Genomic DNA, 15,190 nt, shown 5'->3' with positions numbered 1-15,190 from the left:
GCAAGTGTGATTTAAAAAAGGTTGTCGATGTTATCTGACATGCTCTTTTGCTTATTAGGAAAGAGGTGTCCGTAGGTATCAATTGTTGTTGTAATACTAGCATGTCCCATACGTTCTTTTATGGCTGTTAGTTCTTCTTTATTATTAATCAATAGAGCGACGTGTGAGTGTCTGAAATCATGTAAACGAATGGGTGTTAGATTAGTTCTAGTACACAGTTTGTTTATTTTTTTTGTGCTGAAATTATCTCTATCAGGTATTTTATCATTGTATTGGAAAATATGAGTTTTGCTATCGACTGAAATCCCGTACGAAGCTAGTAGCTCTTTTTGTATTTTCTCCCACTCTAAAAGAAGTTCTTTATATTTTTTATTATAAGTAACGCGACGTATCCCAGCCTTTGTCTTTGGTGCAGTAGTTACGTGTTTGCCATGAATTCTACTTTCTGTTTTGTTTATGTCGAATTCCTGTTTAGTATAATCATTATCTTCCCACAATAATGCTGTCGACTCTCCAGCTCTAAGACCTGTTAAATACTGCGTATAGTAGTATATGATAAACACGAAATTTTCGGGGTGAGCATCTTTCGTTTCTTCATATGCTTCCCTAGTTGCATCTATAAATATTTTAAATTGTTCGAGCGTCCAAAACTTCATTTTCTTTTTTTCGACCTTTAATTTCTTTATGTTAATGCAAGGGTTACTAGTGATATATTTTTTTTCGATTGCGACATCGAATATCTTTTTTAGTAAAATGAGATGCTTGTTTATACTGTTATTTGAGAGAGTTCCTTTATCAATTAAATCTTTCTGAAATGCCCTCACTTCTGTAGGAGATATTTTGGTAATATTAGTGTTTTTAAAGAAAGGAACTAGATGATTTTTTGAATAACCTTCTTGTGTATTGACATAGGTGGGTTTTTGATTGAATGTATAGTCAGTAAAGTACATTTTACTAAGCTCTGAAAATGCGATATTAGTTGAAGTTGGAAAGTCATTGTTTTTATATCTGTTCTTTAAATCGGTATAGATTTGCTCAGCTTCCGCTTTGGTTCTTATATTTGAGATGCGTTTGCGTCGGTGTTTTCCTGTGATAGGATCGAATCCTAAGCTGGCAGTTATTTGATAGTTGTGTTTAGCCACTTTTTTGATGGGCATGCTGTTCATCTCCTTGTAGTACTTTAAATATCAGTTTGTATAAAAACGATTAGAACATACGTTCTTTTTGGAGGTAAAAAAAATATTGTAATAATTATAGTTATCGAAAATATTCTGGAGACGCTGATATGCTATTTCTTCTGGAATATTGAACATGTCACTGACTTCCTGAATTAGATTATCTGATTCAAAATTGATAAATCGGAACATATGAATTGGTATGGCTAAATATAATGAAAAATGGCAAGCTTCTTGTTCGAAATTACTGCATTGTGTTAGGTATATGTGATGTTCAAAGTGATTATGGCTTAATTCATGTAAGAACTCGAAATTTTGTTGCTTCGAAGACTTATGCTTGTTGATGGTAATGAGACGGTACTCATTCACAACAATATAGCTGGAGGCGTTCCCTAAGCGATAATCTAAGTTTTCTAATGCACATATTTGTTCTATGTTTATATCGCTTGGTTTGTGAATGCCTAGTGTTTTCAAATATTGAGAAGCTTTTTGTTCAAGGTAGTTTCCAACGTAGTTAATCCCCATAGCTCCATTCACCTCGTTGTAGAATCTATTTGTTATTCTTATCTCTAGTTTTTCTTTTTAAAGCTTCTATCATGGTTTCAATATATTCTATATCTTCATCTGTTAAATTTTCTTTTTCAAAATAGTGGACTGATACATTATCACTTTCGCCAGAAGTAGGGTTGTTTGTTCGTCCAAGTAAATAATCTATAGTGGTATCGAAGGTTTCAGCAAGCACTGTTAAATTGGCATTATCAGGTTCAATAATGTTGTTTTCGTATTTTGAAATTGTAACTTGGGAAATACCTAATTTTTTAGCAAGTTCCGATTGCGTAATTTTATTTTTTTTACGTAATGATTTTAATCTATCGCCGAATGTATTCATTTTTAATTCTCCTAAAATTCATTTATGTTATTATTATAGAATAAAATTCATTATAGGAATATAGACAGCGCTTTATTATACCTTATTTGCATATTTAGTTGATATTATTCTTTACAATAATATAACTTTATGGTATATTATAAATAAATAAAACGGTTTTGGAATTATTGGAGGTGTAGAAATGAAATTTTTAAACGCTAAAGAAGTTGCAGGTTTAATGGGGATTAGCGTTTCTGGTGCATATGATATTATTCGAAAACTAAATGCAGAGTTAGTGCAGAAAGGTTATCGAGTGAAGAGTGGCAAAGTAAACGAGTTGTATTTTAAAAAGGTATATGGATTTACTGATTTAGGGGAGGAAGAGCATCATGAATTACGAGCAAACGCATAATTTAATGAAAAAAGCTGTTCCATTGGCTCGAAAAATGGAAGGTGATTGGAATATTAGGATGAGTATAGCATTGCGTAGTGTGACGATAGACCACTTACTAGGGCTTCCTTTTTCTAAGGATACAATTAAAAGTCTTTTGCAAAAAGGAGTCTCCTATCGACGTATCTGCAAGAATTACGGGGTATATCACCGTGATGTGACAGCAATTTTACAATGATTGCTTGGTGTGAGTGTAGACCACCAAGGGCAACCCAAATGACAGAATCGAGAAATGTTGTCAGGGCTGTTCTTTGACAATTACATATTTGTATAGTTGATAAATGGCTGTACAAAAAAAGAAACGCCCCTGATAAATCAGGAACGCTCAGTAAAACTTCGACACTTTTATTGTAGCGCAAATGATTAGAAATGTCACGTGCGATTTCGAGTGAATGCAGTTGCCACTTGATAAACGATACTGTAGCAGGCTGGAATGAGCGTGTGCCAAGATTGCGCTGGTGAAAACAATCTGATGGTTATAATATAACCTACTATATACCGCGAAAATCTATGAGTATAGGGAGCGGTTGATAAGCGCTGTAATGGAGACAGAACCTAGCGATAAGATGAATTGCAATAAAAATACGCACCAAAATTATCCATGATGAAACTGGAATTAAAACCATATTTTACCTTGACATTATAAACGCTACCGTTTATAATGTTGTGAGTGTTACGAATAACATTCAATGAAAATAAATAAAGGAACAATGAATAAATCACTGCTCCTTCATTTATTTAAAACTTATCGTGGGGATAAGTTTTGAATGTGTTTTTCTTAGCTATTTGAAAATGCTAAGAAAGCTAGGATGCCTAGAGTAATACATGTTAGGATAGCCGCGATATTTGTTGCAATAATAATTATTGTGGCTATCATCGCTGTAGCGCCTACAACTGAGAAACCTATGGATGAAATATTTCCTCCGTAGCTGAACAGCTGGTTTAATCCGTATTTAGTACAGAAAAAACCTATACTTCCTAGAACTAGTATAGTGAAAGCTAGTTTTGGAAAAACGGACAAATCTGCAAGAAGCTGCATAGAAGTTACCCTCCTTTATGGTTATTTAGGTTTTTGGGTTAGGGATGCACCTATAAACCCTATTATGTATCTAATTAAAAAAGCCCCTAAATGGATTAGGAGCTTGTAGTAGACGGTAAGGCAAGGTATGCCATGATTACATTTATCTTGTCAAGGTCCTATAACATGTAAATTATCTGATTGCATTACAATTAGACATTTTAACGTTATCATAAAAAGTATTGCATGTAAAGTGAAAAGATTTTTCCGGGAATTTATTTAAAAATGGATATATTGGTTGTGAGAATGTAGGGATGAACAAAGTAGCTTTATTGAAGCCACGTGTGAAAGTTTAGAAGCGAGTTGTTATTGTAAATGAATAGCCAGTTGAAGTTATGGAGTTACTGATGGCAGTAGCTTATTTTTTATGCCTAGTTTACTAGAAAAGGAAATGGAGTAATAGCTATATAGATGGAACTTTCCGTAAACAAGGGCTTTTCGATGATAAATAGATGGAAGTGGCTACTAATAACCAATTGCTGTTGGAATATCAATGCAATCATAAAACGATTGAATAAAAATAATAAGAAAAAGCAAGATAGCCCTTGTAATTTTACAGAGGCTAATTTTTATGGATTGGAGGCGTGGCAAATGGCTCTTATAGATGATTTGATTTACGAGTGTGCAGTAGATATTGGTGATCATTTCAGAAGAGATTATCCGACTTTGTCAAAAACAGATATCAGAGACATAGAGAAAGAAGCGGTAAGGCTCATGTATAGATATTTGGAGCGTATCCGTGAAGGTGGGCGAGAGCCAACAGAGTCCGATGTTATATATGATGCAGGAAGAGAGGCAGAATCATATATAAGAGGAGCATTGTTTGATGAAGCGATACATCGTTCTTTTTATTCTGAGGAAAGATTTTTTGATATGTATGTGTATGAATGCACGGTTACGTCAGAAGTAATAACAATTCCTAAACCTTATTTGTTATCTCGAGAGAAACCATATGTAGCGGCTCTATATGAGTCCTTACTAATGTCATACGAAACTGGCGAAGATGCGTTCGCATATGCAACTTCTGAGTGTTTGACGTTGTTCCAAGCCTGTGTTGATTTACGGTTAGAAGGCTATATTGAAGATTATAACCGAGAATTACAAAAATATGGGTTAGCGTGATATACGCACTTAAAAGTTATTTTAGTTTGTATATGGTGGTGGTATGTATGTTCAAGAAAAAGCCAGAAGAGAAGCACATTTCTTACGAAGCATTTGCAGAAGGTTTTCGAGATGATTGGTTGGCGCCTAAATTCGAGGATGCTCGTTTGTTTAAATTTGTGTGGGATGCGATACAAGGGGATGTAAAAGCGAGCTATGTGTATTATTTGGAGACGCCAGATGGTCAAATTCGCTGGCATTATAGTACATTAGAAATTATGGTTTTTGAAGATAAGTTTGAAGAATTTATCGAAGCGTATAATGAAATTTATGCAGACGAAAGCTGGTGAATATGTATGGAAGATATACAGGTATACATCGTGAATCTTGGTAAATATACGGAAGGTGTTTCGCAAGGCGCATGGTTCACGCTACCAGTATCTTTAACGGAAGTCGCCGAGAAAATCGGCTTGAATGAACAGTATGAAGAATTTGCGATTCATGATGCTATAGCTCCATTTAAAATTACAGAATATGAATCACTGGATAGACTGAACGCTATCGCCGAAGCGCTAGATAGAGAATCCGATAATCCAATTGCGAAATATGCTGGAGACCTAGTCGAAGAAGGCTGGTATACAGATATATTAGAAGTTCTGGAGGACTTAGATAGAATCTATGCGTATGAAGACTGCAACTCGATGGGAGATGTTGCATATGATTTCTTGACGGAAAATGGTTATCTAACAGGTCTTCCCGATATCATTTCTAATCATATTGATTACGATTCCCTTGGTAGAGAGCTAGAATTAGAAGGTTGTTACTATGACACGGGCGACGGTATGATTCTACAAATATAGAAGTACGAAAAGGCGTCACATATGTGGTGCCTTTTTTCATTACAAAAAAGAAAGTAGGAGAAAACATGACATTACAAAATTTTTGTTTAAAAGAATCGGAATTTGGCACATTGGCTTTTAGTAGTCGAAAAGAAATGAATGATTTGACCACGGGAACAGGACGAAATCGAAAGGTAACGCATCATTGCTACTTTTTATATGGACAAAAACATGCAGGTGGCTTAGATGTTTTTGTACCAGTAGATGCTGTTGTTCCAGCACTGGAACACGACCAAACGGTTCGATTGATAAATCCTGTTGTAGAAGGGTTGGCACAACGATCCGATGGCGGCGGTATTATTAACTGGGTCGTTAAAGTCGATACACTGGAAGCACTTTAAAAAATAGGAGGAATGAAAAATGACAATTCGTATTAACAAACAAAATCCATTAACAAGTGACAAAATTGATGTGGAAAAAACATTTGGTAAATTACTATTCTTAGGTGAAGATGGCGAGCAAATGGAAGCTATCGAAGGGGAATACACAGGGGCGATTAAAGCCTACCGTTATGGCGTTAAAAGTGAAGCGCAGAATGATATTTTGAATGTATTTTTACCACCAACGAGTGACCGTATAGACCTGCCGTATTTAACAGAAGTGAAGCTAGACGGGGTGGCGATTGTACCATTTACTTCTTACTCGGTGGCAGGTAATTTAATGGTTAATTATAAAATTGAAGCTGGGAGTATCATACCAGTTTCAGGGGGGAACAAGTCGAAACCTCCTGAAAATGCGAAACCGGAAGAAGGAAAACAGAAATAAAATGGGGGAATAATGGATGAAAGCATTTATTGCGAAGCACATCTATCAATATCGTGGTACGCGGATTCGCTATGACAGCCGCCATTTGCTACGACGAGTGGGGATAAGTTTGTTTATCCCTGCTTTTTTTATAGCTTTTGTTCTAGGGCTGTGGGTGGTGCGAATCTTACCAACATACCCATTTCCATGGCATTCGGTTACTTTTTCGGCGAATGGTTGGGATGAGTTGCAACGCTATTTACAAGCAATTCAATATATGCGTATGTTATACATCCTCATCGGCAGTGTGATATTCGCAGTTGTCTGCCTATTTTTATGCAAGATAGTCTTCTTTGAACGCTATTTGTTTATGAAGCAACGGCAAATGATTGCTACGTTTATCATTGACCGTGGGTTATTTGACATGGAAATGGTACAAAAAGAGAAAGAAAAGATGTGGGATTTTTCTTTAAGTAATCAAGCGAATGCGCACAAAACAGTTACCAAAGAACGGATTACTTATTTTCCTAAAATCTATTATGAGGTGACGAAAGATAAGTTAATCCGTATTCGTTTTCCGCTGGATGGTCGTAAATATCAAGATACCTTTTTAACGTTTGCGAAAACGCTAGAGAAAACGCTCTATTGCGATTTGGATAAGGTGATTGATGAGGAAGGCTTTATTTGTTATCAGTTCATTTATGGTATTTCACGGGATCGTTTGACGATTCAAGATTTGGTATCAAAAGCAGGGAAGCTGCCACTCATGAAACGCGTGATTTGGGATTTCGATAAATTGCCGCACATGCTGATTTCGGGTGGAACAGGCGCAGGGAAATCGATTTTTATTCTGTCGATTATTAAAGGTTTGCTGAACGGCGCTTGTCAAAAAGAAGACATGAAAATCTGTGACCCTAAGAATGCAGATTTGGCAGATTTAGAAGGCATTTTCCCTTCTGTGTATTCGCAAAAAAATGGGATACTCATGGCAACAAGGTTGTTCAAAGAAGAGATGTTGGCTCGTTCTGGAGAAATGAAACAGATGGAAAACTATCGAACAGGGAACAATTATCGTGCTTTAGGTTTACGTCCACAATTCTTGATTATGGATGAATTAGCATCTTTTATTGAAATGCTAGATATGAGAGATAAAAGTGAGTATATTTCCAATTTGAAACAGATAGTCATGCTGGGTCGACAAGCAGGCTTTTTCTTAATTGTTGGCTTGCAACGACCAGACACGGAATACCTTGGCGGTGGTATTCGCGACCAATTTAATTTCCGTGTGGCATTAGGAAGCAACTCCGAGATTGGTTATCGCATGATGTTTGGTGATGTGGATAAACAATTTGGTTTTAAGACGGTCAAAGGATTTGGCTATGTAGATGCTGGAAAAGGCGTTATATCGGAGTTTTATAGTCCCTATGTGAATCCAGAATATGATTTTTTAGCAGAGTTTGAAAGCATTGCATAGTTTTCATGTAAGTTAATTAGAAAAGGAGGAATTTGGAATGAAAAAAATGAATACTTGGTGGCTAGTCGGATGTATCCTGATATTCTTGTTTAGCATGGCAACATCACCTCAAGGAAAGGTGAATGCGGCAGAAAATCCAACGCTGGATAATGTCACTGTAACCTATCCAGATGGACAAACAAGTGCCACAGCTTTTGCCGATACATTCTCCCTTCATTTCGCGCTGGATATGCCTAAAATGACAACGGGGGAGCGGACACATATTACATTGGAACAGCCAAATGCACTAGGGTATAATCATGCCACGTTTGCTATTGGCGATGCTTTTCAAGTTACGCCAGATGCGACAGGTTTTACACTAGAAGCTTCACAAAATACGACGGCTCAACTTGTGCAAGTTACATTACCAGTCAACTACACAGAGAATGTGTCGGGAACAGAGACGGTTCCTTTGTCAGTAGAACTAAATGGACAAAGCATATCCTTAGATATGGTCATTCAAGAATATAAAGATATGGTTGATAAGAGCGAACTTATGAAAAAGGTACCCCTTGGTTTTGCGGCTAATGGGAATTTACAATGGGTAGCGTATTACAATTATAATCAATTAGATGTGGTAGGGACAGAAGCATACCCATTTATTTTTCAAGATGTCGTTGGTTCTAATCAGAAGCTAGTTAAAGATAGTATTAGTGCGTATCAAGTTGCAGAACCCATCACAGCCGATGGTTCACGTAATCTTTCGCATGATGGTTATGATTTTGATATGAGTCATTTCTTACAAACGGAAGCAACGGATACAGGATGGCACTATGAAAATGCTTCCTTCCAAGGGTTTCCAACATTGACTGGCGGAACATTACCTACTACATCTAGTTTTTATATCATCTATGAAACACAAATTACAGATGATGGGGCGAGTCTTTATACGAATGAACTCTATGCGCAAGGTATGATTAATGGTAATGGTAGCGAACCAATCCGTGTACAAGGGCAATCTCCTGCCCAATATCAATCTGCGGGAGAAGGTTCAGGAGATAGTGAATCTCAAGTAGGCGCCCTTACTTTTGAAAAGGCGGATAGTGCGGATGCTACGGTTAAACTAGCAGGCGCTGAATTTGTGTTGATGGATCAAGCGACACAGGGAGTATATGCAACGATTACGACGGATGAAAACGGCGTGGGTAGCTTGGCGGATATTCCATATGGCTCGTATGTGTTACAAGAAACGAAAGCGCCTGATGGCTATCAAATATCCGATGTCACCTATCCTGTGATTCTTTCATCGGAAAACCAAACGGTAGATTTAGGAACGATTTCAAATGATAAGACACCGCCAGTTGTAGAAGCAACAGGTTCCCTTGTATTTGAGAAGGTGGATAGTTCCGATACGAGTATTAAACTAAAAGGTGCTATATTTACCTTAACGAATCAAGCCACGCAAGATGTGTATGCGACTATTACGACAGATGACAAAGGCGTGGGAGCTTTAAACGATATACCAGCAGGGTCCTATGTGTTGCGAGAAACAAAAGCCCCCGCAGGTTATCAATTATCAGATAAGACTTATTCTGTCGAAATTTCTGCAGAGCAACAAGCGGTAGATTTGAAAGAAGTACCCAATACAAAGGTTCCTAGTAAGCCAGACGAACCTAATAATACGCCAGAACAACCGAATGAGCCAAATACTCCTGATGTACCTGATACGCCAAATCAGCCAAGTACACCAAGTCAACCAAGTACACCAAGTCAACCAACATCTCCAGAACTGCCAAAGGTTGTCCCTGTTTCTCCAGCAAAGATAGCAGTGAAAACACCTGTAACGCATTCTAAAGTGGCTCCTGTAAAAAGCGAGAAAGCAACAGAGGATGCTGTTTTAAGTGTATCTCCAGCGTCATCTGTGGATTTCAAACCACTTCCAAAAACAGGGGATACATCGAATAAAGGTTTCGTTTATTTTGGTGGTATACTACTTCTTGGAGCGGGTAGCTATCTCGTCTATCGTCGGTATCAAAAGAAAAAAGCAATGCATTAATCTTCAAAAAAGTGTGTGTCTTTTTATAGGATGCACGCTTTTTTGATTCAAAAGGAGGGATGAGAAATGACAAGGAAGCACTGGTTTATGCTATTATTTGTGGTAATAGGAGGGATACTGATGCACAATATACAAGGTCACGCCCAGTCTTTACCACGTATGTCTGGCATGTTTATTCGGAATGATTTAGTCGCTTCACCAGAAGAAGCAAAGCAGAAACAACAGAAGGTATGGGGACAAGCGCAATATCAGAGCATCTCGAACAACCTCGCTAAAGCAGGTATGACAGTGCTTATTCCGCAAATTGCTGTAAATTATATAGATGCGAACCACCAAACATTTTATTACCCTACGAAGCGTTTTCAGGCGACGGACACTGCATCTGCTTCTGAGCAAGCGCAATTAGGTTATGCACTACAAAGTGCCAAAGACAATAACTTGGGTGTCTACTTACCGTTACAGTTAAGTGAAACGGCTTGGTTCCAAGCCTTGTACAATCATTTCGATTCCAAAGAAAATCAAGCGTTTTTGAAAGAGAGTGCGACATTTTCGATTCAAATTGCAGACGAAATGATGCAACTTTATGAATCATCTTACGGTGCGCAGATAAAAGGTTTCTATCTCCCTTTTGAGGTAGATAATGCAAATTTATATGAAGGAAAAGCGCTGGATCGTTGGATTGAAGATTACTTACAACCAGTAACCACCCACTTACGAAAATTGTTGCCGAAAGGGCGAATTGTGACCAGTCCGTTGCTATACACGAACTTGAAGCAACCTTCCGAAAGTGAACTGTCCCAATGGAACACCATGTGGCAGAATGTGTTCTTTCGGACGGAACTAGATACGCTGATGCCACAAGATGGTGCAGGATGGGAAAGTGCATCAGCTGACCAATTGGGTGCATGGTATCGTTCCATGGCGGATATGATAACAACTAGTAATGCAGATAGAAAACTACAAGAACGCTCTGCAACAATCGAATTGTGGAATAATCCAGAATCATATAGTATGTCTGGTTCTAACACGATGGATATAACGCGGTTGGAGAAAAATATGCAAGCCGTTGAGCCTTATGTGCAACGCCATATCTCATTTAGTGCGCACAGTTTGATGCCGATGAGCCAAGATTTTCTTGCGGGGCAAGCGAATAATGAGGCGTATTATCAGGCGTATACAGAAAGCCAACGCATTGGCTATGTACCAACAAAGCTTGTGCAGAAACCAAAGGTTACTTATGATGTGCAAAATCAAAATAATATCGAATTTCATGTCACGCGTGTTGGAGATGAAACAGGCTATGTACTTTATCGTACGATTGCTGGAAAACGCATTAAAATAAAAGAGATGAATGCAGAAAAGGAACAAACAACATTTACTTTTACGGATAACCAAGTGCTACCGCATGCCAGTGTTCGTTATGAATTGATGGCATTTGATGCTTACGGCAATCGAAGTTTACCCTACACATGCGAGTTATCATTGCCAGCCACCATTGCGGACGGCATTTCTGATTTTTCGAAAAAAATAACAAAGGTAAATGCTCAAGCGCTTTCTACTGGTTTGCCAGTCCAAACACTCACCTTTGCAGAACAATCCGAAGGGTTTGCGTATGAGGGGAATACAGTGGTGGCTACTCGCTTAACAGAGCATCGTCCCTATGCGCCTTGGACAGAGAAGCGAGAAGATTACACGGTTCAAGAACAAATATATACGGATGCCGAAGGGTTTGCACATCTTCGTTTAGATTTAGGAAAGATACAAAAAATCCAAGCAATTGGGATGTCTTTTGTGCAAGACCGTAATGCGTCTATTCGTATCCCAGCGACTATCCAATACGAAGTGGATGGACATGCCTATGCAACAGCCGAACAACCAAGTATGCCGCAAATTGATTTCACAAAACCTGTGGTGGGTGAAAATACGTATCAAGCAGGTGAGTATTGGTATTGGGGCTTCCCAAGAATGTCGACACAAGGTCGGATTGTAGATATTAAAATACGTTTAGAATACAATGTCTTTCTATTCATGCGCGAACTTCTGGTTTTATAAACTTTAGGAAAGGGACTATCTAATAAATAGGTATTGTTTTATTTCATGAAGCGATGGAAAGAATTTAGGCGTACTATATAACATGCACAGATTGGCTTAGGTTTGGAACAATACCGTGCCAAAATGTGTATGCCAACAACTGAAATTATAATGAAAGGCGTTAGTAGTAGCTATGTTTCGCGCGTGCCACGTCGGCGACCAGCGGGAGCCAGTGGCAACGTAGGGGTGCGCGCGAAACAGAGCGAGAACCCCCCACTACTAACAGGGGGGTAGAGGAAGACACAGAAACAGCGTTGCGACTTAGCACGCCAATGGATAAAGCCAAATGAAAATGGAGGTTGATTTAAGTGAAATATGGACCTGCAGAGCCAATTAGTGGCAAATTAGATTATTTTCGAATGACATTCAAACGTCATGATATAGAGCATTTTCTAGAAACAGTCATACGGATTAAAAAAGCTTATTTTTACAATGACGCAAGCTCTAAATTTGGGTATGCTGAATTATTCCAGCTAGACCAAATTCGTATCTATAACTCGTCTCCTACAGATGAAAGAGGCATCATGATAGAGCTTGGTGGACAGGGCTGTCGACAGCTCGAGGGCATTTTACAAGCACAAGGGCGTGACTGGTTTATGTTTCTAGAACAGTGTTTGCAAGAAGGCGGGAGAATAACGCGTCTGGATATTGCCATGGATGACCGTCATGGTTATTTGGCAATTCCTGAAATTATGATGCAGGCGCAATTAGGCTATATCGATTCCCATTTTAGAGCCTTCGATTTCCATGGTTCGGGCAATTTAAGCACAGGTGCTGTGGAAGGCGTGACGCTTTACTTTGGTTCAAAGAAAAGTGCGGTCTATATTGCGATGTATCAAAAAGACCATGAGCAAGCTAAAAAATTAAATGTGGATGTTGAAGATATCGGCTTTTGGAATCGTTATGAAATCAGGCTGCGTGATGAACGCGCGGACACAGCGTTGCGAAAACTATTAGAGACACGCAATTTCATTTTTTTAAGTCAAGGCATTCTGATGGAATACTTGAGATTTGAGGCGCAAGAAGTGCCTACAGACAAACGAAAATGGCAACAAACAAAGAAAGGTTGGAAACAGTTGCTCTTAGACACAGAGGCGTTAAAGTTGACCAGTGTACCTGAAACGGCATTTTATCGAAAGACGGAGTATTGGTTGAAATCGCAGGTTTCCGCATCTATGAAATTGGTGCAAATGGCAGACGAAATTTTAGGCAAAGAATCCACTTTGGAAACGATGATAGAGGAAGCTGTACTGTCAGATAAGCATAAGGCAATGCTAAAAGTATTAACAGCTGAGGTACAGGATATGATAATTGTTACATGATTTTGTGAAATTGCAGATAATATTGTCATAGGTCTAAATAAATTACATAACATATTAAAAACCGTATCTCATGGAACGGTTATTTTTTATGTTAAAAATGGAGTGAATGACATGCTAAAGATAGGAGACACTATACAATTGATTGAAAAAGTAGAGGATATACAACTAGAAGTGTACGGATATTATGAGGTATTTGACATTATGTTTGATGGTTCGTTTGTCTATCTGCAAGACGGTTTTGGCGTATATAAAGTGCCAAGAACTGCTATACAGATAGTATCTTGAGGTGGTGATAAGTTATGCAGACAGTGAATAGAGCTTTCCAAGCTTTGGGTTTTAATGTTGGAATTCCTTACTATGTGTTCACGAAAGACATTGGTAAATACACGATGCTAGTAGTGGAAGGTGAACGATTGCGAGGATACCGAACCGCATCTGGTAAGCTAGTGCGTGGATCATCTGAATTGAAGTACACCTTTTATAAAGCTAGGTATCAAAAACATATGAATCAAAAACAGACACGCTATGATGTTTATTGCAGACAGGCATCCATTCAAGAAGTATTGTCGCGTGTAGACGGTTTTTTGAGAAGACAAAAAGAACGGCAACATCATGGTATTTAGCCAAAAGAAAGGGGGATTTAGGCATGCAAGCCACTTATAAAATATATTATTTGCAACGAGACTGTGTCCCAGAACTCGGAGGAGCAATCTTTGAAGAGTTACGGAGACAACTAGTAGATATGGTGGCACAAGGGAAAGCGTTAGATGCAACTAATATTACAGACCAACGCTTACTGCACGCACTAGACGCCGACCGAACGTATATTAAATACTACTGCTAAAAGCCTAATCCAAGAGGCTTATTTTTTATGGAAAGGAAGGGATGAGCATGGAAGAAGTGCCAAAAAAAAGTTGGTGGAGACGAATCATAGCAGGGGCTAAAACACTTGAACGTCCTAAAAAACAACGAGGTAAGTTACAACGAGACCATTCGCGATTGCTTGCTTTTTGGCTGTATACCTTGTTGTTCACGATTTTGTTTTTCGCGTGTATAGGGATTTTATTAGCTTTGAATACGCGGTCGATTGTGAATGACCTAGAGCGTGAGTCTGTTCAACCGAAAGTAACGAGCGGGGGTGACACTGGAATCAATGTGGTGGCAGGAAATAATTTTTTACAATCCTTTATTCAAACGTATATGACGGTAGTCAATGATGCGCAAAAGCTGGAAGAACGCGAGAAACAGTTACAGGTATATATGGTCAAAACGGCAGATGGGGAACAAACGACATCGATTTTTTCCGTACAGGACATCAAAGGTAATCGTACGTTGAAATCGGTAAATCTCTATAATACACAAACCACAAAAGAAGGTACGTTATTTCAGTACAAGGTTTCGTATGTCAATGAGCTGCCAACGACAAAAGTAGTGGAGAAAGTCGTGCCAGCAGGAAAAGGAAAAACGAAGAAGGTAAAGAATACTGTCAAAACAACACAAGCCGTTAGCCAAGAAGCGCTGTTGAATATTCCCGTTGTTTCCAATGGGGAAGGCTATGCTGTGAAGGAGGCACCATACTTTACAGAAATTTATCCTTTGCAAGCCAAGGTGACGCAAAAGAAAAGCGAGCCACCCGCGGAATACGATGGCACGGAGAAAAAAGATATTGATACGTTTGTTGTTGATTTTTTCTCCAAATATGCGTCGGCTTCTAAGGCAGATATGGCTTACATGATGAAAGAGCCAGAAAGCTTAGAGGGTATGTTAGCGTTTGATAACGTCGTGGATACGTATGTTGTAAAGACAAAGACAGGATTCCAAGTACAGGCGACCGTACAGTTCCGAGACAAGACGGTTCAAATTCCGACTTCCGAGTCGTTTACCATAAATATTATTAAAAAAGAGGGACAATATTTTGTTACCAAGTTGTCCCATGAAAGGAGCGAATAAAC

General features: G+C 38.6%; 19 protein-coding genes. 15 read left to right on the top strand and 4 right to left on the bottom strand.

Annotated elements, in window-relative coordinates; all coding sequences use genetic code 11:
- Nucleotides 1–11: 11 nt before the first annotated feature.
- The 3 genes from EP57_RS04340 to EP57_RS04330 are packed head-to-tail and all read right to left on the bottom strand — an operon-like array spanning nucleotide 12 to nucleotide 2,064.
- Nucleotides 12–1,157 (bottom strand): tyrosine-type recombinase/integrase, encoded by a 1,146-nt coding sequence (locus EP57_RS04340; RefSeq protein ID WP_036084536.1) that lies wholly within the window; start codon nucleotides 1,155–1,157, stop codon nucleotides 12–14.
- A gap of 30 nt (nucleotides 1,158–1,187) precedes the next feature.
- The gene (locus tag EP57_RS17340) at nucleotides 1,188–1,700 is read right to left on the bottom strand and encodes an ImmA/IrrE family metallo-endopeptidase (RefSeq protein ID WP_036084533.1); all 513 of its coding nucleotides are present in this window, start codon (nucleotides 1,698–1,700) and stop codon (nucleotides 1,188–1,190) included.
- Nucleotides 1,701–1,725: 25 nt separating this feature from the next.
- Nucleotides 1,726–2,064, bottom strand: a complete 339-nt coding sequence (locus EP57_RS04330; protein WP_036084530.1) for a helix-turn-helix domain-containing protein — start codon at nucleotides 2,062–2,064, stop codon at nucleotides 1,726–1,728.
- A gap of 181 nt (nucleotides 2,065–2,245) precedes the next feature.
- Here EP57_RS04330 and EP57_RS04325 point away from each other — a divergent pair, with 181 nt between their 5' ends.
- Nucleotides 2,246–2,455 (top strand): hypothetical protein, encoded by a 210-nt coding sequence (locus EP57_RS04325; protein WP_036084527.1) that lies wholly within the window; start codon nucleotides 2,246–2,248, stop codon nucleotides 2,453–2,455.
- Nucleotides 2,433–2,672, top strand: a complete 240-nt coding sequence (locus EP57_RS04320; RefSeq protein ID WP_036084524.1) for a hypothetical protein — start codon at nucleotides 2,433–2,435, stop codon at nucleotides 2,670–2,672. Before EP57_RS04325 ends, EP57_RS04320 begins: the two co-directional genes overlap by 23 nt.
- A gap of 600 nt (nucleotides 2,673–3,272) precedes the next feature.
- On the opposite strand, the gene EP57_RS04315 is transcribed toward EP57_RS04320, so the two are convergent.
- Nucleotides 3,273–3,533, bottom strand: a complete 261-nt coding sequence (locus tag EP57_RS04315; protein WP_036084517.1) for a hypothetical protein — start codon at nucleotides 3,531–3,533, stop codon at nucleotides 3,273–3,275.
- A gap of 450 nt (nucleotides 3,534–3,983) precedes the next feature.
- Between EP57_RS04315 and EP57_RS04310 the strand changes: the two genes are divergently transcribed.
- From EP57_RS04310 to EP57_RS04255, 13 genes are all read left to right on the top strand, one after another.
- Nucleotides 3,984–4,694: a hypothetical protein gene (locus EP57_RS04310; protein WP_036084515.1), complete on the top strand. Its 711-nt coding sequence runs from the start codon at nucleotides 3,984–3,986 to the stop codon at nucleotides 4,692–4,694.
- A gap of 47 nt (nucleotides 4,695–4,741) precedes the next feature.
- Nucleotides 4,742–5,023, top strand: coding sequence for a hypothetical protein (locus EP57_RS04305; protein ID WP_036084513.1), 282 nt, complete (start codon nucleotides 4,742–4,744; stop codon nucleotides 5,021–5,023).
- 6 nt (nucleotides 5,024–5,029) lie between these two features.
- On the top strand, nucleotides 5,030–5,533 hold the full coding sequence (locus EP57_RS04300; RefSeq protein ID WP_036084512.1) for an antirestriction protein ArdA: 504 nt from the start codon (nucleotides 5,030–5,032) through the stop codon (nucleotides 5,531–5,533).
- A 65-nt stretch (nucleotides 5,534–5,598) separates the two neighbouring features.
- Nucleotides 5,599–5,913: a DUF961 family protein gene (locus tag EP57_RS04295; protein WP_143812824.1), complete on the top strand. Its 315-nt coding sequence runs from the start codon at nucleotides 5,599–5,601 to the stop codon at nucleotides 5,911–5,913.
- A gap of 19 nt (nucleotides 5,914–5,932) precedes the next feature.
- On the top strand, nucleotides 5,933–6,337 hold the full coding sequence (locus EP57_RS04290; protein WP_036084508.1) for a DUF961 family protein: 405 nt from the start codon (nucleotides 5,933–5,935) through the stop codon (nucleotides 6,335–6,337).
- A gap of 16 nt (nucleotides 6,338–6,353) precedes the next feature.
- Nucleotides 6,354–7,790, top strand: a complete 1,437-nt coding sequence (locus tag EP57_RS04285) for a cell division protein FtsK (RefSeq protein WP_036084507.1) — start codon at nucleotides 6,354–6,356, stop codon at nucleotides 7,788–7,790.
- Nucleotides 7,791–7,827: 37 nt separating this feature from the next.
- Nucleotides 7,828–9,825, top strand: a complete 1,998-nt coding sequence (locus EP57_RS04280; RefSeq protein WP_036084506.1) for an LPXTG cell wall anchor domain-containing protein — start codon at nucleotides 7,828–7,830, stop codon at nucleotides 9,823–9,825.
- A gap of 120 nt (nucleotides 9,826–9,945) precedes the next feature.
- Nucleotides 9,946–11,877 carry a DUF4434 domain-containing protein gene (locus EP57_RS04275; protein ID WP_036084504.1) on the top strand — a complete coding sequence of 644 codons (1,932 nt, stop codon included), beginning with the start codon at nucleotides 9,946–9,948 and terminating at the stop codon, nucleotides 11,875–11,877.
- 347 nt (nucleotides 11,878–12,224) lie between these two features.
- Entirely contained in the window at nucleotides 12,225–13,238 is a 1,014-nt protein-coding gene (locus tag EP57_RS04270) for a replication initiation factor domain-containing protein (protein ID WP_036084502.1), read from the top strand.
- 138 nt (nucleotides 13,239–13,376) lie between these two features.
- Nucleotides 13,377–13,523, top strand: coding sequence for a hypothetical protein (locus EP57_RS16920; RefSeq protein WP_159106412.1), 147 nt, complete (start codon nucleotides 13,377–13,379; stop codon nucleotides 13,521–13,523).
- A 14-nt stretch (nucleotides 13,524–13,537) separates the two neighbouring features.
- Nucleotides 13,538–13,861: a hypothetical protein gene (locus EP57_RS04265; RefSeq protein ID WP_036084499.1), complete on the top strand. Its 324-nt coding sequence runs from the start codon at nucleotides 13,538–13,540 to the stop codon at nucleotides 13,859–13,861.
- A 23-nt stretch (nucleotides 13,862–13,884) separates the two neighbouring features.
- A complete protein-coding gene (locus EP57_RS04260; protein ID WP_036084497.1) occupies nucleotides 13,885–14,082 on the top strand; it encodes a hypothetical protein in 198 nt (65 codons plus the stop codon).
- A 47-nt stretch (nucleotides 14,083–14,129) separates the two neighbouring features.
- On the top strand, nucleotides 14,130–15,188 hold the full coding sequence (locus EP57_RS04255; protein WP_052167547.1) for a conjugal transfer protein: 1,059 nt from the start codon (nucleotides 14,130–14,132) through the stop codon (nucleotides 15,186–15,188).
- Nucleotides 15,189–15,190: the final 2 nt, after the last annotated feature.

It is taken from the genome of Listeria booriae, from assembly GCF_000766865.1.
GTDB classification, from domain to species: domain Bacteria; phylum Bacillota; class Bacilli; order Lactobacillales; family Listeriaceae; genus Listeria_A; species Listeria_A booriae.
The sequence above is the reverse complement of the archived record's forward strand: the minus strand, read 5'-3'. Positions and strand labels throughout refer to the sequence as shown.